16 protein-coding genes are annotated in these 18,689 nt (G+C 70.9%); 7 read left to right on the top strand and 9 right to left on the bottom strand.

Annotated elements, in window-relative coordinates:
• Positions 1–20: 20 nt before the first annotated feature.
• Complete coding sequence (locus tag ACIGWZ_RS03480; protein WP_400060330.1) at positions 21–920, bottom strand: NmrA/HSCARG family protein; 900 nt, start codon at positions 918–920, stop codon at positions 21–23.
• 113 nt (positions 921–1,033) lie between these two features.
• Between ACIGWZ_RS03480 and ACIGWZ_RS03475 the strand changes: the two genes are divergently transcribed.
• The 3 genes from ACIGWZ_RS03475 to ACIGWZ_RS03465 all read left to right on the top strand — a co-directional run bounded on the left by ACIGWZ_RS03475 (position 1,034) and on the right by ACIGWZ_RS03465 (position 3,404).
• On the top strand, positions 1,034–1,513 hold the full coding sequence (locus ACIGWZ_RS03475) for a MarR family winged helix-turn-helix transcriptional regulator (protein ID WP_400060328.1): 480 nt from the start codon (positions 1,034–1,036) through the stop codon (positions 1,511–1,513).
• Positions 1,514–1,669: 156 nt separating this feature from the next.
• Entirely contained in the window at positions 1,670–2,128 is a 459-nt protein-coding gene (locus ACIGWZ_RS03470) for a hypothetical protein (RefSeq protein WP_400060326.1), read from the top strand.
• A 475-nt stretch (positions 2,129–2,603) separates the two neighbouring features.
• A complete protein-coding gene (locus ACIGWZ_RS03465; protein WP_400060324.1) occupies positions 2,604–3,404 on the top strand; it encodes an alpha/beta fold hydrolase in 801 nt (266 codons plus the stop codon).
• A 106-nt stretch (positions 3,405–3,510) separates the two neighbouring features.
• Here the strand turns inward: ACIGWZ_RS03465 and ACIGWZ_RS03460 are convergent, their stop codons facing one another.
• From ACIGWZ_RS03460 to ACIGWZ_RS03445, 4 genes are all read right to left on the bottom strand, one after another.
• A complete protein-coding gene (locus ACIGWZ_RS03460) occupies positions 3,511–3,981 on the bottom strand; it encodes an SRPBCC family protein (protein WP_400060322.1) in 471 nt (156 codons plus the stop codon).
• A complete protein-coding gene (locus ACIGWZ_RS03455) occupies positions 3,969–4,865 on the bottom strand; it encodes an RNA polymerase sigma-70 factor (protein WP_400060320.1) in 897 nt (298 codons plus the stop codon). The genes ACIGWZ_RS03460 and ACIGWZ_RS03455 overlap by 13 nt, the downstream gene beginning before the upstream one ends.
• 334 nt (positions 4,866–5,199) lie before the next feature.
• Positions 5,200–5,709 carry a hypothetical protein gene (locus ACIGWZ_RS03450; protein ID WP_400060318.1) on the bottom strand — a complete coding sequence of 170 codons (510 nt, stop codon included), beginning with the start codon at positions 5,707–5,709 and terminating at the stop codon, positions 5,200–5,202.
• Between the two features lie 513 nt (positions 5,710–6,222).
• Positions 6,223–6,579 (bottom strand): hypothetical protein, encoded by a 357-nt coding sequence (locus ACIGWZ_RS03445; RefSeq protein WP_400060317.1) that lies wholly within the window; start codon positions 6,577–6,579, stop codon positions 6,223–6,225.
• 146 nt (positions 6,580–6,725) lie between these two features.
• On the opposite strand from ACIGWZ_RS03445, the gene ACIGWZ_RS03440 reads away from it, so the two are divergent.
• Complete coding sequence (locus ACIGWZ_RS03440) at positions 6,726–7,814, top strand: helix-turn-helix domain-containing protein (RefSeq protein ID WP_400060805.1); 1,089 nt, start codon at positions 6,726–6,728, stop codon at positions 7,812–7,814.
• A gap of 199 nt (positions 7,815–8,013) precedes the next feature.
• Positions 8,014–10,332 (top strand): tetratricopeptide repeat protein, encoded by a 2,319-nt coding sequence (locus ACIGWZ_RS03435; RefSeq protein WP_400060315.1) that lies wholly within the window; start codon positions 8,014–8,016, stop codon positions 10,330–10,332.
• Positions 10,333–10,395: 63 nt separating this feature from the next.
• Here ACIGWZ_RS03435 and ACIGWZ_RS03430 read toward each other — a convergent pair whose 3' ends face one another.
• The 4 genes from ACIGWZ_RS03430 to tap form a co-directional block, all read right to left on the bottom strand.
• The gene (locus ACIGWZ_RS03430; protein WP_400060313.1) at positions 10,396–11,304 is read right to left on the bottom strand and encodes an aminoglycoside phosphotransferase family protein; all 909 of its coding nucleotides are present in this window, start codon (positions 11,302–11,304) and stop codon (positions 10,396–10,398) included.
• 116 nt (positions 11,305–11,420) lie between these two features.
• Positions 11,421–12,086, bottom strand: a complete 666-nt coding sequence (locus ACIGWZ_RS03425) for a hypothetical protein (protein WP_400060310.1) — start codon at positions 12,084–12,086, stop codon at positions 11,421–11,423.
• Between the two features lie 156 nt (positions 12,087–12,242).
• Positions 12,243–12,797: a telomere-protecting terminal protein Tpg gene (tpg, locus tag ACIGWZ_RS03420; RefSeq protein ID WP_400060308.1), complete on the bottom strand. Its 555-nt coding sequence runs from the start codon at positions 12,795–12,797 to the stop codon at positions 12,243–12,245.
• A gap of 3 nt (positions 12,798–12,800) precedes the next feature.
• Positions 12,801–14,972 carry a telomere-associated protein Tap gene (gene tap, locus ACIGWZ_RS03415; protein WP_400060306.1) on the bottom strand — a complete coding sequence of 724 codons (2,172 nt, stop codon included), beginning with the start codon at positions 14,970–14,972 and terminating at the stop codon, positions 12,801–12,803.
• A gap of 327 nt (positions 14,973–15,299) precedes the next feature.
• On the opposite strand from tap, the gene ACIGWZ_RS03410 reads away from it, so the two are divergent.
• Together ACIGWZ_RS03410 and ACIGWZ_RS03405 are read left to right on the top strand one after the other, a co-directional pair.
• Entirely contained in the window at positions 15,300–16,697 is a 1,398-nt protein-coding gene (locus tag ACIGWZ_RS03410; protein WP_400060304.1) for a tetratricopeptide repeat protein, read from the top strand.
• Between the two features lie 105 nt (positions 16,698–16,802).
• A complete protein-coding gene (locus tag ACIGWZ_RS03405; RefSeq protein ID WP_400060302.1) occupies positions 16,803–18,638 on the top strand; it encodes a glycoside hydrolase family 15 protein in 1,836 nt (611 codons plus the stop codon).
• The last annotated feature ends 51 nt before the right edge of the window (positions 18,639–18,689 follow it).

Here is an 18,689-nt window from a genome sequence, read left to right as displayed (position 1 = left end):
GACGATGCTCCTTGGGGTTGTCACTGCTCGACGGACACAGGGGACTCGATGGACAGAGGGGACAGGAGTGCGGGCCAGTTCTGGTCGGCCGCCCAGTCCGTGAAGCTGTGCCAGCCGACTTCGGGGTAGTCACGACGCAGCTGGGCGACGTCGACGTCGAGGCCGTCAGCGGTGAAGTACGCGAACATGGCTGCCAGGTCGGCCGAACGGGTCCGGACGTGGGCCAGGGACACCTCCTGATGAGCGATCGGGCGACCGATGGCCGCCGCGAGGATCTCCGCCATCTGACCGGGGGTGCGCTCGTCGGAGGCGATGTCGATGCGGCGGCCGGTGAACTCGTCGCGGCGCTGGAAGACCAGCGCGGCGAAGGCGCCGATGTCGGCGGCGGGGATGAGAGTGAGCGGCCGGTCGGCAGGCATGGGCCAAGCGAAGGTCCCGTCGCGCAGCCCGTCGAGGGTCCAGCCGCTGGCGTAGTTGTCCATGAATGCCGCGGGGGCGATCACGGTCCAGGGCACCCCGGCCGCGCGCAGGTGCTGTTCGACCAGGTGCTTGCTCTCGTAGTGCGGAACGCCGGTGCCGCGGTCGGCGTGAGCGGCGGAGGTGAGCACGAGGTGCCCGAGGCGGGCGGCAGCCGCGGCGTCGACGAGGGCCTTGCCCTGCCGGGTTTCCGTGGCGGTGTCGGCGCCGAACGGGGTGGTGACCGCGAACAGGGAGTCCGCTCCGGCGAGGGCGGCGTCGAGGGAGGCGCGGTCGTCGAAGTCGGCGTGGCGCAGTTCGGCTCCGAGGCTGCGCAGGGTGTGGGCCGCGGGCGAGTCCGGGTGGCGCGTGAGCGCGCGCACCTGGTGGCCGGCAGACAGCAGGGCGCGGGCGGTGGCTCCGCCCTGGGCGCCGGTGGCCCCGGTGACGGCGATGGTGAGCATGATTCCCCCAAGGAGTAAGATAGCTGCGTGACGCATTGACTGCGTCACGCAGAAGAGTACAAGGAATATTGCTGCGCCGCGCAGCATTTTGAGGATTCTGAGGTGGGACCCAGATGACAGATTCGCGTCGGGCCCGGCTGTACGAGGAGTTGTCGACGGAGTCCCGCCGCTACCTGGCGGCGTATGTCCTGTTCAACCAGGCCGTGGCCGATCACCTCGGGCTGCACCCGACCGACGTGCAGTGCCTGAGTCTGCTGACCGCCGAGCCCGGGCCGCTGACGGTCAAGCAGATCGCCGACATGACGGGCCTGACCACAGGCTCGGCCACCCGGCTGGTGGACCGTCTCGAACGAGGGGGCTACGTCAGGCGTGCACCCGACCAGCAGGACCGTCGCCGGGTGCTGGTCACCCCGGTACCGGAGCGCATCGCCCGCGTCACCGCGGTATGGGACGAGCTCGGCGAAGCCTGGCAGACGCTGCTCGAAGGGCACACCGAGGACGAGCTCGAAGTGATCACCCGCCACATGCGACGGGCGCACGACCTCAGCCACGCCCAGATGCGGCACCTGCGATCCCGGCCGAAGCCGGACTGAGGACCGGACATCCCGTCTCCCGCCGGGGGTCGACCTGTTACGCCGGGATCCGGATACGCCGCGAGCCGGTTACGCGCTATCCGGTCCGCCTCATCGAACGCGGTCGAGAAAGACGCCGCGGGCGCCCGAAGATCTACGTGGGGAATGCGATGACATATGGAATGCGATGACCTGCTGGTAGGCCACTGGAGCAGCCTCCCGTTCTCCTACGGCGTCATGGAACTCTCCGAACTCGGGTTTCTCGGTGACGGACGGGGATGGAGCGTATTGCTCGACGTCGGCGCGATGTGGGTCACGCGCTTTACCTGGCGGTGCCCGGAAGCGGGGGTCGTGGAACTGCATGCGCAGTGGATGGTGCAGGGCACGCCCGGCCAGGACGTCGGCCCCTCGTTGTTCTCCTCGAGCAAACCGCCTGAGCGGGTGGATGAGGTCACACGGCATCGGTACGGCATCGGCCCCGCCGTACCGATGCCGGGAGCGGAGGCCTTGACAACGGTCACCTTCGAGGAGCCGGTGGAGTTCTGCCATGAATTCGCCAGGGGGTCGACGCAGATCCGGCCGGCGGACGATCCCACCTCGGGGCAGACGATGCCGCCGTGGGGAGTCCGGCCGTAGTTGCTCGTTCGCGGCGTGTGCGTACGCGCGCGCGGTGGCACGACCCTGCGCGGTCGAGCCGTAGGTGTCACCACCCGCCTCTCGCCGGCTCGGATCGGGGCGGGGACGGCCTTGGGGACGATCTCTCCTGTGAAGGCCAACTCCCCGGCACCGAGCGGGACTTGGCGCGGTCACACGTGGTCCAGCGTGGACGCCGCTTCGGGCATCGTGCCCGGAGCGGCGTTGCGCCGTTGGGGAAGGCCGGGTGCGCATGGGCAAGGGGAAGGACCGGTTCGTGTCCTCGTACGAGCCGCTGGGCGAGCAGGCGGCACATACCGGGGGGCGGGATGCGGGAGCCGGACCGGAACTCGCCGCCGCCGTGCCCCGTCGGCCGAAGCGCACGCGGGAACCGGCCGACCGCTGCCTGGCGCCATTGCCCGGCGCCCGGTCACCGGTGCACTCTCAAGGTCTTATGAAGACGGATATGTTGACCGATATGTTGACCGTTCCCGGTGCCGAGATCTACTACGAGGTGCGCGGATCGGGCCCGCCGCTTCTGCTCATCAACGGTGGCGACGGTGACGCGGCCGTGTTCGGACCGCTGGCCGGTCTGCTGGCCGAGCACTACACCGTCATCACCTACGACCCGCGCGGCAACTCCCGCAGCCGCCTCACCGGCCCGCCCGAGGAGCAGTGGATCGCGAACCACGGCCATGACGCCCACCTGCTGCTGAACGCGGTCGCCGCCGATGAGCCGGCGTACGTCTTCGGCACCAGTTACGGCGGCATGGTCGGCATGGACCTCCTGGCCCGGCACCCCGGCCAGGTGCGGGCGCTGGTGGCGCACGAGCCGTTCGTGATCGATCTGCTGCCCGATGCGGATCGTTGGCATGCCCTGTTCCAGGAGGTGTACGAGCTGTACGAGCGCGAGGGTGCCGCCCTCGCGTTGCGGGAGTTCAGCGAAGCGATCGGCGTGGACGGGCCGCCGGAACCGGCCGAGAGCCTGCCCGCTCCGATCCAGGGGATGCTGGCACGCATCCGCGCCAATATGGAGACGTGCCTGGCGTACGAGCTGCGCACGTTCGTCCGCTTCAGGCCGGACGTCGACGCGTTGCGCAGGGCGCGTTTCCGTCTGGTGATCGGCGGCGAGGGACCGAAGTCGCTCCTGCACCGTACGACGGAGGCTCTGGCGGAGCATGTCGGCACCGGAATCGTGGAGTTCCCGGGCGGACACGTGGGTTTCCTGTCGCATGCGGCGGCCTTCGCCGTGGCGCTGCGCGCGATCCTCGAGGGCTGAGCCGCGGGGCGGATGTGACGACTGCGGCTCCGGCAGCGGCCGTTCGAGGCTCCGCTGCATCGGATGCGTCACGCCGCCCCGCAGGCCGAGGACGTGCCGCGAGCCGTCACCGACCCGTCGGACACGCCTTGGGGTGTTGGGTCAGCGCCGCGTCGGCAGCGTCGAGGATGTTGCGGAAGGTGCGGGTGATGATCGGCCGCGCGAGGCGCCGGGTGAGGACGGCACCGACCAGCGGGACGGGGATCTCGGCGCGGGTGATCCAGCGCACCTGGGTGCCGCCGTCGACCGCGGTGAACGTCATACGGCCGAGTTCGTGCCGGGACGGCGGCAGGCTGCGGTCGACGACGTACTCGGTGGCGTACGGCGGGTCGTAGAGGGTGATGCGCTCCCGGAACCAGCCGATCAGCCAGAGATGGTTGCGTACGGCACCGACACCGTAGGGCGCGGTCTCGCCGTGCCGGGCCAGGCGGCAGCGCACCACCAGGGGCGAGCGCGTGTAGTTGGTGGTCGTGGTGAGCCAGGCGAACACGTCGGCGATCGGAGCGGCGATGACGCGTTCAACGGTCATGGTTTCCACGGCTGGTGATCTCCTCTGTCGAGTGGACGCACCGCATCGGCGCGGTGCAGCTTGTCCGGGTTGCGGATGCCGTAGAGGCCGGTGATCCGTCCGTCGTGGATCTCGAACGCGACCAGCCAGTCGAGTTCGCCGTCGGTGACGAACCGGGCGGCGGGCATGCCGTTGTAGGTGGCGGGCTCGACGCGGGTCGTCGCGCTGCTGGTGCGGATCACGCCGAGGACGAACCGGGCCACGTCGGCGCGGCCGATGATCGGGCGGCGGGCGGCGACCACTTTGCCGCCACCGTCGGAGATCTGCACGACATCCGGCGCCAACAGGTCCATCAGCGCCTGGACTTCGCCGGTCGCCGCCGCGTGCAGGAACCGCTGGACGATCTCCCGGCCGGCATCGGAGTCGGGCTCGAACCGGCGACGCCGCGCATGGACGTGCCGGCGGGCGCGGTGGGCGATCTGCCGGACGGTGACCTCGGTCCTGCCGACCGAGGCGGCGATCTCGCCGTGGGTGTAGCCGAACACGTCGTGCAGCACGAACACCGCGCGTTCCGTCGGGTTCAGCGTCTCCAGGACGAGCATCATGGCCATCGACACCGACTCGGCGAGGATCACGTCCTCGCTCACCTCGGGTGCGGTGCGGATCGGCTCGGGCAGCCATGAGCCGACGTAATCCTCGCGCCGTGCTTTGACCGCGCGCAGGTGGTTGAGGGCCTGCCGGGTCACCATACGGACCAGGTAGGCGCGCGGATGCTCGACCGTGACCGGATCGACCGCGCTCCACCGCAGGTAGCTCTCCTGCAGCACGTCCTCGGCGTCGGCGGCGCTGCCCAGTATTTCGTAGGCGATGGTGAACAGCAGCGGACGGTGCTCGGTGAAGGCGTCCTCAACCACGGCCCACCCCCACCACGTGCACCCGTCGGCACCTCGGCATCACACCCGGCTCCTCTCCTCGGTTGCCCATCGAGACACCCCGCACCGGCAAACCGTGACAGCCCCTCGCTGTGATTCGCTTCACAAAGCGGGTTCGCCGTCGAGGCGTGTACGGCGGCGCACGCCCGGGACGGGGATCACGGTGCCGGACTGGGCCGACAGCCGGGCGAGTGCCAGGTGCGCCGGTGTGCAGCCGATGCGCGCGGAGAGCGCTCGTAGGCGCTGGACCGGGCGGAGGCCGGCGGAGAGGTGCAGGCCTGGGAAGCGGGCGGCGCTTCGGCGTTCGGCGCTCGCGCTAACGGCTCCATCGGGCGGCGGTGGCGCTGCTCGTCTTGATGACACGGTCCTCGGCCGGGGGTGCGGGCCAGATCTGGACCAGGTACTCCTCCAACGGATCGCGGCCGTCGCGTGGGTCGCCGTCGTCGCGGTGGCGGCCGTGCACGCGCAGCCGGTAGTGCCCCGGGCCGGGGAGGGGGATCCGCTGCGCCGGGTCTTCGTCGATGGCGGTGGTGCCGAAGTCGATGAACGCCGAGCGCCAGGCGGCGGAGATTTCGGCGATGTCCTGCCAGGCGTCGATGTCGTCGGACAGTGGTGGCTGTCCGTCCCACAGTTGGGCGCTGACACGGATGTGGCCGATCTCCTGGCCGGTCAGGATGCGGGCTCCGTCGCCGTCGGGGTCGGCCTCGGCCAGGCCGTTGCCGGTCCAATGCGGCTCGAACTCCACGACCAGGTCCTCCCCGCACAGGTCGACGGTGGTGGCGTCCACGTGGACGGTGCTGCTGGTCCGGTGTATCAGTGCGGGCACGGGGTGGATCCTTCCGTCGTACGGGGCGAGCCCCCATGGCGTACGGGGCTCGCGGGCGCGCCCGTGGGACGTGCCGTGGCGACTGAGCGGCGTCGCGGCCGCGCCTGTGGGGGAAGTATGCGTTGCCGCAGAAAGATTCCGTTCGAAGACCGACAGCTGCCTGCGCGCTTCCGGACGCGCTGTCCGCGGGTCCCGGCTGGCTGCGGGGTGCCCGGGAGCGCGACGCGCATCCGCTGCGCCGGGTCGTGCGTGCCATGGCAGGTCTCACTCCGGGCAGCCACCGGCCCGAACTGCCTTCCCTGCGGAGCGCGTGACCGGAACGAGGCCGCCGAACTCGTCCGGCCGCACCACGTCAGCGAACTACGTGAGCGGGCAACGTGACGGAGCCGAGCGAGCGTGCCGGCCAGGTGAGGGGCAGTGCGTTCGGCTCGGGGGCCGTGCTGCGGCGGCCCGCCACCTGAAGTGACGGGCCGCCATGGGAGGTTCAGGTCCGACGGTTCTCGGGGCCGCCGGTCACCCACCCACCCGGTTGTAGACGTAGAGGAACCACTTCATCTTGCCGTCATTGCCCTGTTCCCTGTTGCAGCTGTAGGCGGACCACCAGCCCTTGGCCTTGCCCCTCTTGCCCTCCGACACGCAGGCGGACTTGGTCCAGTAGGCGCGGTAGAAGCTCCACCCCGTCCTGGCGACGGTGGCGGTGCTGGTGGTGGCGTGGCCTGCCGCGAGCTGGGTGTGAGCCGATGGCCGCGGTGCGGCTTCGGCCGTTGCGGCGAGGCCCGTCAGGCCGATGCCGAGCAGGGCCGTCGTCACGGCCGCGGTCGCCAGGCTCCTGCGCAGCAGCGGGCTCTTCCGGCTGTTGGCGGATTTCATGAATCTTCCCCCTTTGGTCAGGTGTTGCGCCACGATGACGACCGGGTGGTCTTGTCCGGCCGCCGTGGATACTCACATGCTGCTGTCTCCGCCTCCGCGCGTCGTTAGCGGTGAGCGCCACGTTGTTGGCGTACAGCGCCGTATGGGTGCGTGTGGCGCGGTGGGAGGCCGGGGCGGCAGTCTCACCGCGTACGGGGGTTGTTGTGGAGACGGTGTTCGACAGTGCTTGGTTACCTGCCGATGAGCGTGCCGCGGCGTGGAGGGAGACGACCGCGCTGGCACTGGTGACCACGAAGCTCAAGCTTGTGGATCCGGCCACCTTCGGCGCGCGGCTGCGGGCCATGTCTTTGGGGCTTCCCCAGGTCACGGCGATGTCCTACGGGCCGTTGGTGTCGCGGCGGACGCCTGCCATGATCCGGCAGTCGGATCCCGAGCAGTACCAGATCGCCCTTGTCCGCAGTGGGAGCCAGGCGATCGAGCAGGTCAGGAACTGCGCCCGTCTCGGGCCGGGTGAGCTGGTCCTCTACGACAGCTCACGCCCTTTCGACGCTGTCGTGGACGCCGGTTGCCGGTCGGGATCCGAGTCGTTGCTGTTGCAGTTCCCCAAGCGGCTGCTGCCGCTGCCGGAGGCGAAGGTGGCCCGGCTGCTGGCGGTGCCGCTTTCGGGGACGGAGGGGGTCGGCCGTCTCTTCGCGCAGTTCATGGCCACCTTGGCCGAGGAGCATGTGGCCTACACCCCGGGCGACTTGGCGCGTCTGGGGAATACGGCACTCGATCTGGCCACGGCCGTGCTGGCCCACCACCTCGACGAGGAGGCAACCGCGCCGCTGCAGTCGCCGCAGCAGGTCCTGTTCCTGCGCATCACCTCGTTCATCGACCGGCATCTGCGCGCCCCGGACCTGGGGCCCGCCGCGGTCGCGTCGGCCCACGGGCTGTCGCTGCGGTCGCTGCACCGGCTCTTCCAGCAGCACAACACCTCCGTCGGTGCCTATATCAAAGGCCGGCGCGTGGACCGGTGCCGACGCGATCTGGCCGACCCCGGCCTCCAGCACCTCACCGTCCACGCCATCGCCGCGCGGTGGGGATTTCCCCGGCCCGCCGACTTCAGCCGCGCCTTCCGCGGTGTGGTGGGGATGTCCCCCAGCGCATACCGCGCCCTGACGCGGTCGGCGGTCGCCGCTCAAGGGCCCGACTCCTGGACGAGACCGCCCGCGCCGACCGGCCGGATGCCGTGACCGGAGCCCGGACGAGCCCCAAGTGGGCTGGTCAACCAGTGCTCCCGGGTGGCCTGTTGCCCTAGGGTGACGCTGTCGGTGATGTTGACTGGAGGGGGACGGTCGTGGGTGGGCGGATCGCGACATCGGCGGGCGATACGGGGACAACGCGCCCCGGGCAGGCCGGTGTCTGCCCGGTGGGAAGCGCTGGAATCGCTCCGTGGATCGACGGGACGGCGGGGTCGTGAGCGAGGACGGTGCGCCGCTGGCCGCGGCCTACGGGCAGGGCCGGATCTTCCAGTCCGAGCGGGACATCCAGATCACCGAACACCACCACCACGGCGCGTCGACGGCGGTGCCGGCCGGGCCCGCCTCGGTGCGGGTGCCGCTGTCGGCACCGCTGCGTACGGCGCTGCGTGACAGGGAGGAGCTGCGCGAGGAACTCGCGGCCTCGCTGGGCGTCGGTGGCGCGGTGCATGTGCTGCACGGCTTCGGAGGCTGCGGAAAGACCGCGGTGGCACGGTGGTTGTTCGACCAGGCGGCTCCCTCGGGGGCGGCGCTGTGGGTGGACGCCTCCACCGAGTCGCAGCTCCGCGCGGGCATGCTTGCCGTGGCGGCGGACCGGGGAGCGGCACCGGAGGAGGTCCGGGCCGCGCAGGAGGGGCGGCGGGCCGCAGCCGACCTGGCGTGGCAGCGGCTGGACGCGTCTGCGGAGCCGTGGCTCCTGGTACTGGACAACGCGGACGACCCGCGGCCGCTGCGGGACGGCTGGCTGCGCGCCTCGGCGCAAGGAACGGTGCTGGTGACGTCCCGTCAGGCCGATGACCCGGCCTGGAGCGCCGTGCGGGCCCGGATGCACCGGGTGGCCGAGCTGCCGGAGATGGAGGCGGCGCAGCTGCTCCACGACCTGGCTCCCGGAGACCACCAGCCGGAAGCGACCTTGCGGCTGGCGCAGCGGCTGGGGTGTCATCCGCTGGCTCTGACCCTGGCCGGCGGGTTTCTGGCGCAGCAGCTGCTCGAAAGCTGGACCGTCGAGGAGTACCTGGTGCAGCTGGGCAAGGACCCCGTCGGCCTGCTCGATCGCGGTGCGGGGCTGGAGAGCGGCGCGCGGGAGAGGCTCAGCCGCACCTGGCAGCTGTCGCTGGATGCGCTGGCGCAGCGCGGTCTTCCCGAAGCCCTGGGCGTGCTGCGGTTGTTGGCGTGCTGGGGGCATGCGCCGGTGCCCGTGGGCCTGCTCGCGCCCTCCGCGGTGCTGGCCGTGGGCGTGCCGGCGGTTGCGGCGGAGCGGATCGAAGCGGGGCTGCGCGGGCTGCTGTCGGCATCGCTGGTGGATCTGATCGAGGTGCCCGGCGGCGCGGGCGGTCGGCCCGTACGGTGCGTGACCGCGCATGGTCTGCTGTTGGAGACGGTCGCGGCGGGAGTGCCGCCCGAGCGGCGCGCGCAGCTCTACGAGGCGGCCGCCAAGCTCGTGGACAGGGCCGTGCCCGAGAACGGCGACACCGGCATGGCGCGGCTGGTGGAACCGCATCTCCTCGCGCTGCTGGAGTACGGCGCCGGCGGAGTGCTGGATGCGGCGCGCCGCCTGAGGGACGTACACGACGCGGCGGGCCGCTGGGCCGATGCGCTGGGCTTCGCCGCGGGCATTGTGAAGGCCGGTGCCGCGCAGGGGGCCCGCAGGGATGTCGTCGCCGTCGCCGACGCGATCGCTCTGGGGAAGATCACCGACCTGAGCGGAGACCTGTCGGGGGCGGTGCCCCTGCTCACAGGAGCGTTGGACGCCGCGACGGCGTCGGCGGACGAGGCGCCGCTGCTCCTGGCCGACGCCTCCATGCGCCTGTCGGCGGTCTACGGCAGGCTCGGGCGATACGCGGAGGCCATCCGGCTGGCCCGTGACGCCCGTGAGATCACGCGACGCGTTCTGGGGCCGGCCCATGCCGAGACCGCCGACACGCTCTGGCTGGAGCTGGATCACCATTCCTTGCTGGGGCACTTCGGGGTCGCGCTCCGCCTCGGCCGGGAGCTGACGGATCTGCTGCCGCACCTTCACGGGAAGGGAAGCGAAGACGTCGCCGTGCGTTCCGCCCTGATGACGGCGGCCACGATGCGGGCGGCTCTGGTGGCCGCGCAGGCCCCCGACGCCACGGTGGAGGACGAGGTCCGCGCGCTCAGCTGGGACCAGGTCCGGCAGGCGTCCCACGAGGCCCTCCAGGCTCATATCGCCTACTACGGACCCGATCATCCGCGTACCGCGTCGGCCCGGCACAACGTCGCGCTGACGTCCTGGGAATGCGGTGACCAGGAGACGGCGATCGCCTCGATCCGCCGGGCACTCGACACGCGTCGGGCGGAGCTGGGCGACGAGCACCCCTTCACCATCGAGGCGATCGCGGACCTGGCCCGGATGCTGGCGCTCGACGGCGACACCCAGGAGGCAGCCCGCCTCGCGGAGGGCGCCCACGCCGATGCGCTGCGCACTCTCGGTCCCGAACACCGCATCACGGTGCTGTGTGCCGAGGCGCGGGAGACCGCCGCGCCCTGAACCGTCCCCCGCATCCGGCGCCCGACGTCCCGCGCAACCTCTCCGGTCCTCGCCCGGCGCCGTTCACCGCTCGCCGGCATCCTCCAGAATCGCGCGGAGGCGCGTCAGACATTCGGCGACGAAGGCGGGATAGGTAGCCCAGTAGTACGACAGCCCGCTGACTCCGACGGCGATGGCCCACGCCCGGGCACGCAGCCACGTCATGTCGCCGAGGCTCATGGCGTCCCAGTACGCCTGGCGGGCCTCGGGGGGAAAGTCCCACAGGGGCGCGTGCTCGGCGTCGGGAAGGCCGACCGAGAGGGCTCCGAAGTCGATGACCGCGTGCAGCTTTCCCCGCTCGACCAGAAGGTTGGTGGGCTTGAGGTCTCCGTGCAGCCACACCTGCCGGCCGGACGGCTCGGGCAGCGCGAGCGCGCTCTGCCACAGGTGTCGTAGGTGTGCGAGGTCGAGGTCGAGTCCCTGGAGCGTCCGGCAGTCGTCGAAGCATCCGCTGACCCACCGGTCACAAGCGTGCAGGTCGCCTCCGCGGTACCAGCTGAGTTCGCCCTGCCGGGCGGCTCCCATGAGGGGAGTCGCGTGCAGCCGCTGCACGATCGCCGCCAAGTCAGCCCCGAAGGCGGGCCAATCGGTGACCGATCCCCCGCCGGCTTCTTCGCCGTCGATCCAGCGGTACACCGACCAGGCGAGCGGAAAGGCGGAACTCGGGGTACCGGCGTGTACCGGCTCCGGGATGCGACAGGGAAGAGCGGGCGCCAGCCGCGGCAGCCACGTCTGCTCCTTCCGCAGGGCCTGGGCATTGTCCGGGGTGCGCGGCAGCCGCATCAGCAGCCGTTCGCCGAGCCGGTACATCGTGTTGTCCGTGCCCGCACCGGCCGGCGAGACGGGGAGGGCGGACCATTCCGGTCGCTGCTCCCGCAGCAGCGACCGGACGACCGCCTCATCCACGCGGATCTCGTTCTCATGAAGTTTCACGGTGCGAGCCTTCTGCCCGCGCTCCGCCGCCGCCACTGATTTTCCCGATGCGGTCGCCGCTCGGCGCACGAGCGGCGGAGCACGGGTCGGACAGGGCTCGAGGCCATAGGGCTGCGTCAGGCGGAGAAATCGGTGGGATAGCCGATCACTACGGCCGCATCTGCGACGGCCTTCAGGGACGCGGTGCCGTTCAGAGCCCGGACCGTCTCCCGGTCGAGTGGGCGGAGGTCGTACACACGGCGCACGGCGTCGATGTCCACCGGCATCTCGTAGTAGTCCTCGGCGAACTCCTTGAACGCCTCCGGCGTGGGGGTGGTCAGCAACGCGAACAGCCAGTCGGCACCGTCCGGATCCTGAGGTCCCTCGGGGAATTCGATCTCGCCCGCCGTCCACCGATCGCTCCCGGCCTCCCGCCACAGGCAAACGGTCACGCTGGGGATGCCCTCGTCCGTGAGAGCCGGCTCCAGGACGTGCTGCCGGAACACCTCGGGAACCGCGTCCACGACACCCGGCCAGGGACCGTCGTTGACATAGGGACTCATCGGCGACTCGTGGTCGAACCCCCGGACATACGCACCCGCCGTGGAGAAGACGATGTCGAACTCGTCGCCGGAGCCGTTGCGCATCGACGCGATCTCCTCCGTCTCCGACCACGTCGCGCTGAAGGAGTGGTACCGCTCCCCCTCCGGATCGAGCACCGCCTCGACCATGGCCAGCGACCGGCAGAGGTCCCGAAGGACTGGGATGCCGGGAAGCGAGCGGGCAACGTCATGAACAGTCATGAGGACATCCAAGCCGACGCCACTGACACTCCGCGCGCATGGCTCAACCACCCGGGCAGGCATCGGTGACGACGGGCCTGCTCAGGTGACAACCCTCGTGCTTCGGCCCAACGGACCGGCGGACGGCCGGCGGCGAAGCCCGGTTTCGGGAAGACGTCAGAAAGAGACATCGAAATAGTCGATGTCGCTGAATTCCACGTCCAGGTTCTGCGCCCGGCGTCCGCCGTCCTTGAAATACACCTCCTGCAGCCCCTCGGCGACGATTTCGCGGAGCTGCCGGTCGCCGACGCCCTGCCGCTGGGCCTGGAAGAGGCGGTCGGCGTACTGCGGCGGGAGATGTACGGTCAGCCGCCGCAGCCGCGGGTCGTCGGTCGTGCCGATGGGGGCCGTATAGCCGAAGCGGGCGCGGGTCTCGACGGTGATCCCGGTGCGGGTGGCGGCCTGCCGGCGGCGGCGCAGCCGGACGCGGGGCTGCCATCGGCGGCGGACCTCGGCATCGATACGGTCGGCGATCGCCTGCGGCGGCTTCTTGCGCTGGCCCTTGAGGTAGCGCTCGACGGAACGCTGGCTGACCGAGAGGAGGTCCGCCACGGCCCGGGTCGTCTTCAGCTTGTCCAGCAGGAACTCGACGCGTTTCTGGGTGGATTTGGGCGGCTCGCGGGTGAACACCTCGTGGTCGGCGCGTTCGAGGGCGTCATCGATGTCGTTCACCGGTCACTCGCCTTCCTGGACGGCGTCGTGACCGTCGCCCTTGATGTGGCGGGCGGGGTTGAAACCCCGCTCCATCAGGTCCACCACCCATGGCATCTCCTGCGTGCCCTCGTGCTTGGCCAGGCCGGGGGTGGCGCCGAGGCGGAACGTTCCGTTGGGCCTGCCGCCTTCGGTGCGCGGCAGAACGTCCAGCGGAGTGGGACCGGCCGATGCGTAGACGACGCAGTCCGACAGCACCCCGAGCGGGTACCGGCCCGTGAGTTCGGCGAGCTTGAGCATCTTGCGGTGCATGTTCACGCGCGCCTTGGCGATGACCGCCGCCCGGATGTCCGGCCGCCAGGTCGGGCGCTCCAGGGCCGGCCAGCGTTCGCCGTCGCGGTAGCCGCGGCCCTGCGGGCGTTCACGGAGTTTGCCGATGCCGCCCTTGACCGTCGACTTGACGGCGGACAGGACGCACGCCAGCCCGGGGTCGGTGCTCTTGAGGTGCTCCATCGCGGTGAGGAAGGCCCTCTCGTCCAGGTCCTTGGCGACCGGGACACCCAGGTCGGCCATGGTCGCCACGTAGGCGTCCTTGAGGCGGTCGTGCCACGGGTCCAGGTACGGACCGGTCTCATCGCGCAGATACGCCTCGATCGGCGCGACGTCGTGGCCGAGTTGGGTGGCGTAGGCGACGGTGGGAGTGGCGTACCAGGCCGGGCCTGTGGGGCGCTCGCCGGACGGTGTGAACGGGGACGGCAGGCGGGGATCCAGCGCGATGTGGGAGAGGTCCACCAGCCAGCTGCCGGGGATCTTCTGGTCGAACCCGGGCGCCCGTACGTGCACCGGCTCGCCCAGGCCGACGGGCAGACGGGCCACGGCCGCAAGGAAGGCGGTGTTGATGTCGATGCCGACCGCCCACGGCAGCAGACACTCCTCATCGGTCAGCAGCTGCGGGTCACGCACCCACTGGTAGGCCTCCTCGTCCAGGAACCCGCCGTCCCAGCCTTGGGCCACGGGGTGCTCGGGCGGGGCCTCCGGCGGCGCCGGGTCCACGGGCCGGGTCAGTGCACCCGGATTCGGGCCGGAGACGTACGCGCCGGTCGCCGCTTCCTTCACGGCCCGGGTCGGCGGCCGCAGCGCGGTCATCAGCTCGAGACCGCAGACGGCCGTGGAGCCGCGCGGGGTCAGGACGCGGTCGGCGTAGATGCCCAGGACGCGGGCGAGTTCCCAGGGCGGCAGCTCGGCGGCGTTGCCCCAGGCGCGAGAGTCGAGCGCGTCCCAGGACAGGATCGCGAGCTGCACGCACTGGCGTCGCCCTGCCGCGGCCGGCCGGTAGACACGCGCCCACGGGCCGAAGCCACGCCGCGTCAACTTCCATTTGGCGCGGGTCAGTTGCTTGACGACACGGTGGTCCTCCGGAAGCCGCAGCGACCGGCGGGCCTCCGGGCCCTCCAGCTTCGCCGGCAGTCCGAACCGCTCGGCCGCGGCCTCGGTGAGCACGATGAGCGGATCGGAGTCCTTGCCGTTGCGGTGCAGCCGGGGGCCGCCGATCCCGGATTCCTTGAGCGTCCACTCCACCAGCGCCGGCAGGGTCGTCGCCGGGCACTCCAGCACCACACCGCCCACGCAATAGGCCGTCGCCGGCCCGTTCACGGCATCGGCATCCCCCTCGTCATCGGCAGCGACATCGACGACGGCCAAGGGGCCGTTCATGAACCGGGGATCGACGGGGGCGGACTGCGGGGCGCGCCGCGGCGCGGGCCTCTTCGCGGCCGGACGGCTCGGCGGAGGCGACGGGGGCGATGCAGGGGGCGGAGGCGACGCGGGCCTTGAAGGCGACGGGGGCGTCGGAGGCGTCGGAGGCGACGGCCTCGTGGCGGCGGCCGGCTTCGCCTGCGGGGCAGCCGGAGCGGGCGCCGGGACGACCGGATCAGGGGCGGCGGCGGGGGTGCCGTCGGGGGGGTAGAACTTGGCCAGTTCGGCCAGGAGGTGCGCGTAGGCGTCACGCTGCGGCGGACGCGGCTCCGTCCGCCCCTTCTCCCAACTCACCAGCGTGGCCTTGCGAATGCCCACCGCCTCGGCGGTCTGCTCCAGCGTCAGCCCATGAGCCTTGCGCAGACGTTCGCGCTCGCCGGGCGGCGGCAGCACGGACTGGCTCGCGATCAGGGCGTTGATCGCGTCGATCCGGTCGGACATGACACACCTCCTGAGAGCGCCAACCTATCAGCGAACCTGACCTTGGACGTTCCATGAACGTACTTTTTGCGTACCAAATGGTGGCCGACGCCACCGGGTGCGATCACGGTCGGCTCGTTGTCGCGGGACCGGTCCTGTCCGGCGCAACCACTTTCCCCACAAGGCGGGAGGGATTCCGGCCGGAACGCCCCGAGTCGCCCTTTCCTCGGCGCCCTCCACCGGCCACGATGGAACGGCAGAAGAGCGGTGGGCGGCGGCTGCGGCCCGGGGCCATGGCACGCCCCTCGCTCGTCGCCCCCGCCCGCCCTCACCCTCCCGGGAGCAACCATGACAGCGGACCGTCACGGGCACCGCATGAGCGACACCGGCGCCGAGGCCGCCGCTCACTACGAACAGGCCCTGGACGACCTGCTGTTCTTCCGGCCGGAGGTCGTCCAGAGCGTGCGGGCGGCGCTCGCCTCGTCGCCGAACTCGGCCATGGGGCAGGCCTTCGGCGCGTACTTGGGCGTGCTGGGAACCGAGGAGAAGGACGCGGCCGCCGCACGGGAGGTGTTCGTTCGCTTCCGCTCCGGGCGTCACGAGGACGACCTGACGCGACGCGAGCGGATGCATCTTGCCGCCGTAACCGCCTGGCTCGACGGGGACATCCACGGCGCCGGCCGCCTCCTGGAGGATCTCACCGTCGCCTACCCCCGCGATGCGCTGGCGCTCTTCGCCGGACATCAGATCGACTTCCTCACCGGCAACGCCCCGCGCCTGCGCGACCGCGTCGGCGGCGCACTGGGCGCCTGGAACAAGGACGACCGCCACCACGGTCCGCTGCTGAGCATGTACGCGTTCGGCCTGGAGGAGAGCGGGCACTACGAACGCGCCGAGGATGCCGCGCTGGCAGCGCTCGCCCGGCACCCGCACGATGTGTGGGGAATCCATGCCGCGGCGCACACCTACGAGATGCGGGACCGCTTCACGGACGGGATCCGTTTCCTCGACGCCCGGACCGACAACTGGGCAGCGGGCACCCTGCTCACCGTCCACACCTGGTGGCATTACGCCCTGTACGCCCTGGAGCGGGGCGACACCGCCCGCGTCCTGGAAATCTACGACCGCGCCATCCACCACGACGCCGCACCGGGTGTGGCGATGCAGCTGCTGGACGCCGCCGCCCTGCTGTGGCGGCTCCACCTGGCGCAGGACGACCAGAGCACACGGTGGGCGCGGCTCGCCGACGCCTGGGAGAGCCGCGATGACGGCGCCCACTACGCCTTCAACGATGTGCATGCCGTCATGGCGTACGTGGGGGCGGGCCGCCTCGCCCAGGCCGAGCAACTGGTGCACGACCGTCAGCAGTGGGTGGCCGGGGCGGCACCCACCGTGACCAATCGCGCCATGACCACGGACATCGGCCTGCCGGTCTGCCGCGCGCTGATCGCGTACGGGCGGCAGGAGTGGGGCCGGGCCATGGATCTGCTGCTGCCGGTGCGCCATCGCCTCCACACCTTCGGCGGCAGCCACGCCCAGCGGGACGCCGTCCAGCGCACCCTGGTCGAGGCGGCCCTCCGCGCCGGCCACACCGACCTCGCGCGGACACTGCTGAGCGAACGCATCCAGCTCCGTCCGCTCTGCCCCTACAACCGGTCGGCGCAGGCCCGCCTCGAAGAGCACCTCGGCAACCCTCCGCACGCCGCATGCGCGCGCGAACGCGTCGTCGCACCGGCATCTCCCTGACACGCCACCCCTCGGGCACCCCCGCGCCCCATCCGTCACCCGTCGCCATCCCGCCCCCGGAGGTACGCTGAATCCAGCGCTCTGCCCCCACGCCGGGGAGGTCACATGACCGCCTGCGAAAGCGTCCGCCCCCGTAAGGCGGACGCCCCCCGCTACACCCCCATCGCCGAGCACGGGCTGATCGGGGACATGCGGACGGCCGCTCTGGTCGGCACGAACGGCACCATCGACTGGTACTGCTGCACCCGCTTCGACGCCCCCAGCGTCTTCGCGGCCCTCCTCGACGCCGACCGCGGCGGCGCCTTCGAGCTGGCCCCGGACGTGCCCGCCCGCACCAAGCAGTTCTACTTCCCCGACACCAATATCCTGATCACCCGTTTCTTCGCCGACAACGGCGTGGGCGAGGTGCAGGACTTCATGCCGATCGTCGACGACTCGCGTGAGGCGGACCGGCACCGGCTGATCCGGCGGGTGTTGTGCGTACGCGGTTCGCTGCCGTTCAGCGCCCGCGTGGCCCCCCGCTTCGACTACGGCCGGCACACCCACACGGTCAGCACCCAGCCCGGGCAGGCCCTCTTCCGCTCCCCCGACCTCTCCCTCGCGCTGACCTCCAGCGTCCCGCTCGAAACCGACGGCACGGACGCCCGGGCCTCGTTCACCCTGGCCGAGGGCGAAGCCGCCGTCTTCGCGCTGGACCGGATCGGCGACGGCATCCGGCCGCGCTCCTGCGCGGTGCTGGAGGCGGAAGAACTGTTCGGTGCCACGGTGCGGTACTGGCGCAACTGGCTGTCGCGCTCGCGCTACCGGGGACGTTGGCGGGAGATGGTGCACCGCTCCGCGCTCACCCTCAAACTCCTCACCTACGCACCGACCGGCGCCATCGTGGCGGCTCCCACGACCAGCCTCCCCGAACAGATCGGCGGCGAACGCAACTGGGACTACCGCTATGTGTGGGTGCGAGACGCCGCCTTTTGTCTCTACGCCCTTCTCCGCCTCGGTTTCACGGACGAGGCCAAGTCCTTTGTGCAGTTCCTGTCCGCGCACCTCTGCCGGAGCCCCGGCAGGGAAGGCCCGCTGCAGATCATGTACGGCATCGACGGCCGCAGCGAACTGCCGGAGGAAGAACTGACCCATCTTGAAGGGCATCTCGGTTCCGCGCCGGTCCGGATCGGCAACGACGCCGTCAATCAGCTCCAGCTCGATATCTACGGTGCACTGATCGACTCCCTCTATCTCTACGACAAATTGGGCGAGCCGCTCTCCAGCGAGCATTGGGACACCGTCGGGGAGCTGGTCGACTGGGTGTGCGTCAATTGGGACCAGCCCGACGAAGGGATATGGGAGACCCGGGGGAAGATCCAGCACTTCCTCTACTCGCAGCTGATGTGCTGGGTGGCGATCGAACGGGCGATTCGGGTCGCGAACCACCGCGGTCTGCCGGCGGACACGGTCCGCTGGGCGCAGGCCCGCGACGCCATCTACCGCCGGATCATGGAACGCGGCTGGTCCGCCGAACGGAAGGCTTTCGTCCAGCACGAGGGCGACGATGTCCTGGACGCCTCGGTGCTGATGATGCCGCTGGCCAAATTCATCTCCCCCACCGACCCGAAATGGCTCTCCACTCTGGAAGCGCTGGGCGAGGAGCTGGTGTCCGACTCACTGGTCCACCGCTACGACCCGCAACTCAGCCCCGACGGACTGCGCGGAGAAGACGGCACGTTCTCCATCTGCTCCTTCTGGTACGTCGAGGCCCTTTCCCGGGCCGGCCGCATCGACGAGGCCCGCCTCGCCTTCGAGAAGATGCTCACCTACGCCAATCACCTCGGGCTCTACGCCGAAGAGATCGGCCGCACCGGCGAGCAAATAGGCAACTTCCCCCAGGCGTTCACCCATCTCGGACTCATCAGCGCCGCATTCAACCTCGACCGGGCCCTGGGGTGAAAGCCGTATCGCGCCGGTGCCGTGCCCCCTGGGGCGGCACCCTTCGGCACC

The sequence above is a fragment of the Streptomyces sp. NPDC053427 genome (assembly GCF_044544985.1).
Taxonomy (GTDB): Bacteria; Actinomycetota; Actinomycetes; order Streptomycetales; family Streptomycetaceae; genus Streptomyces.
The sequence above is the reverse complement of the archived record's forward strand: the minus strand, read 5'-3'. Positions and strand labels throughout refer to the sequence as shown.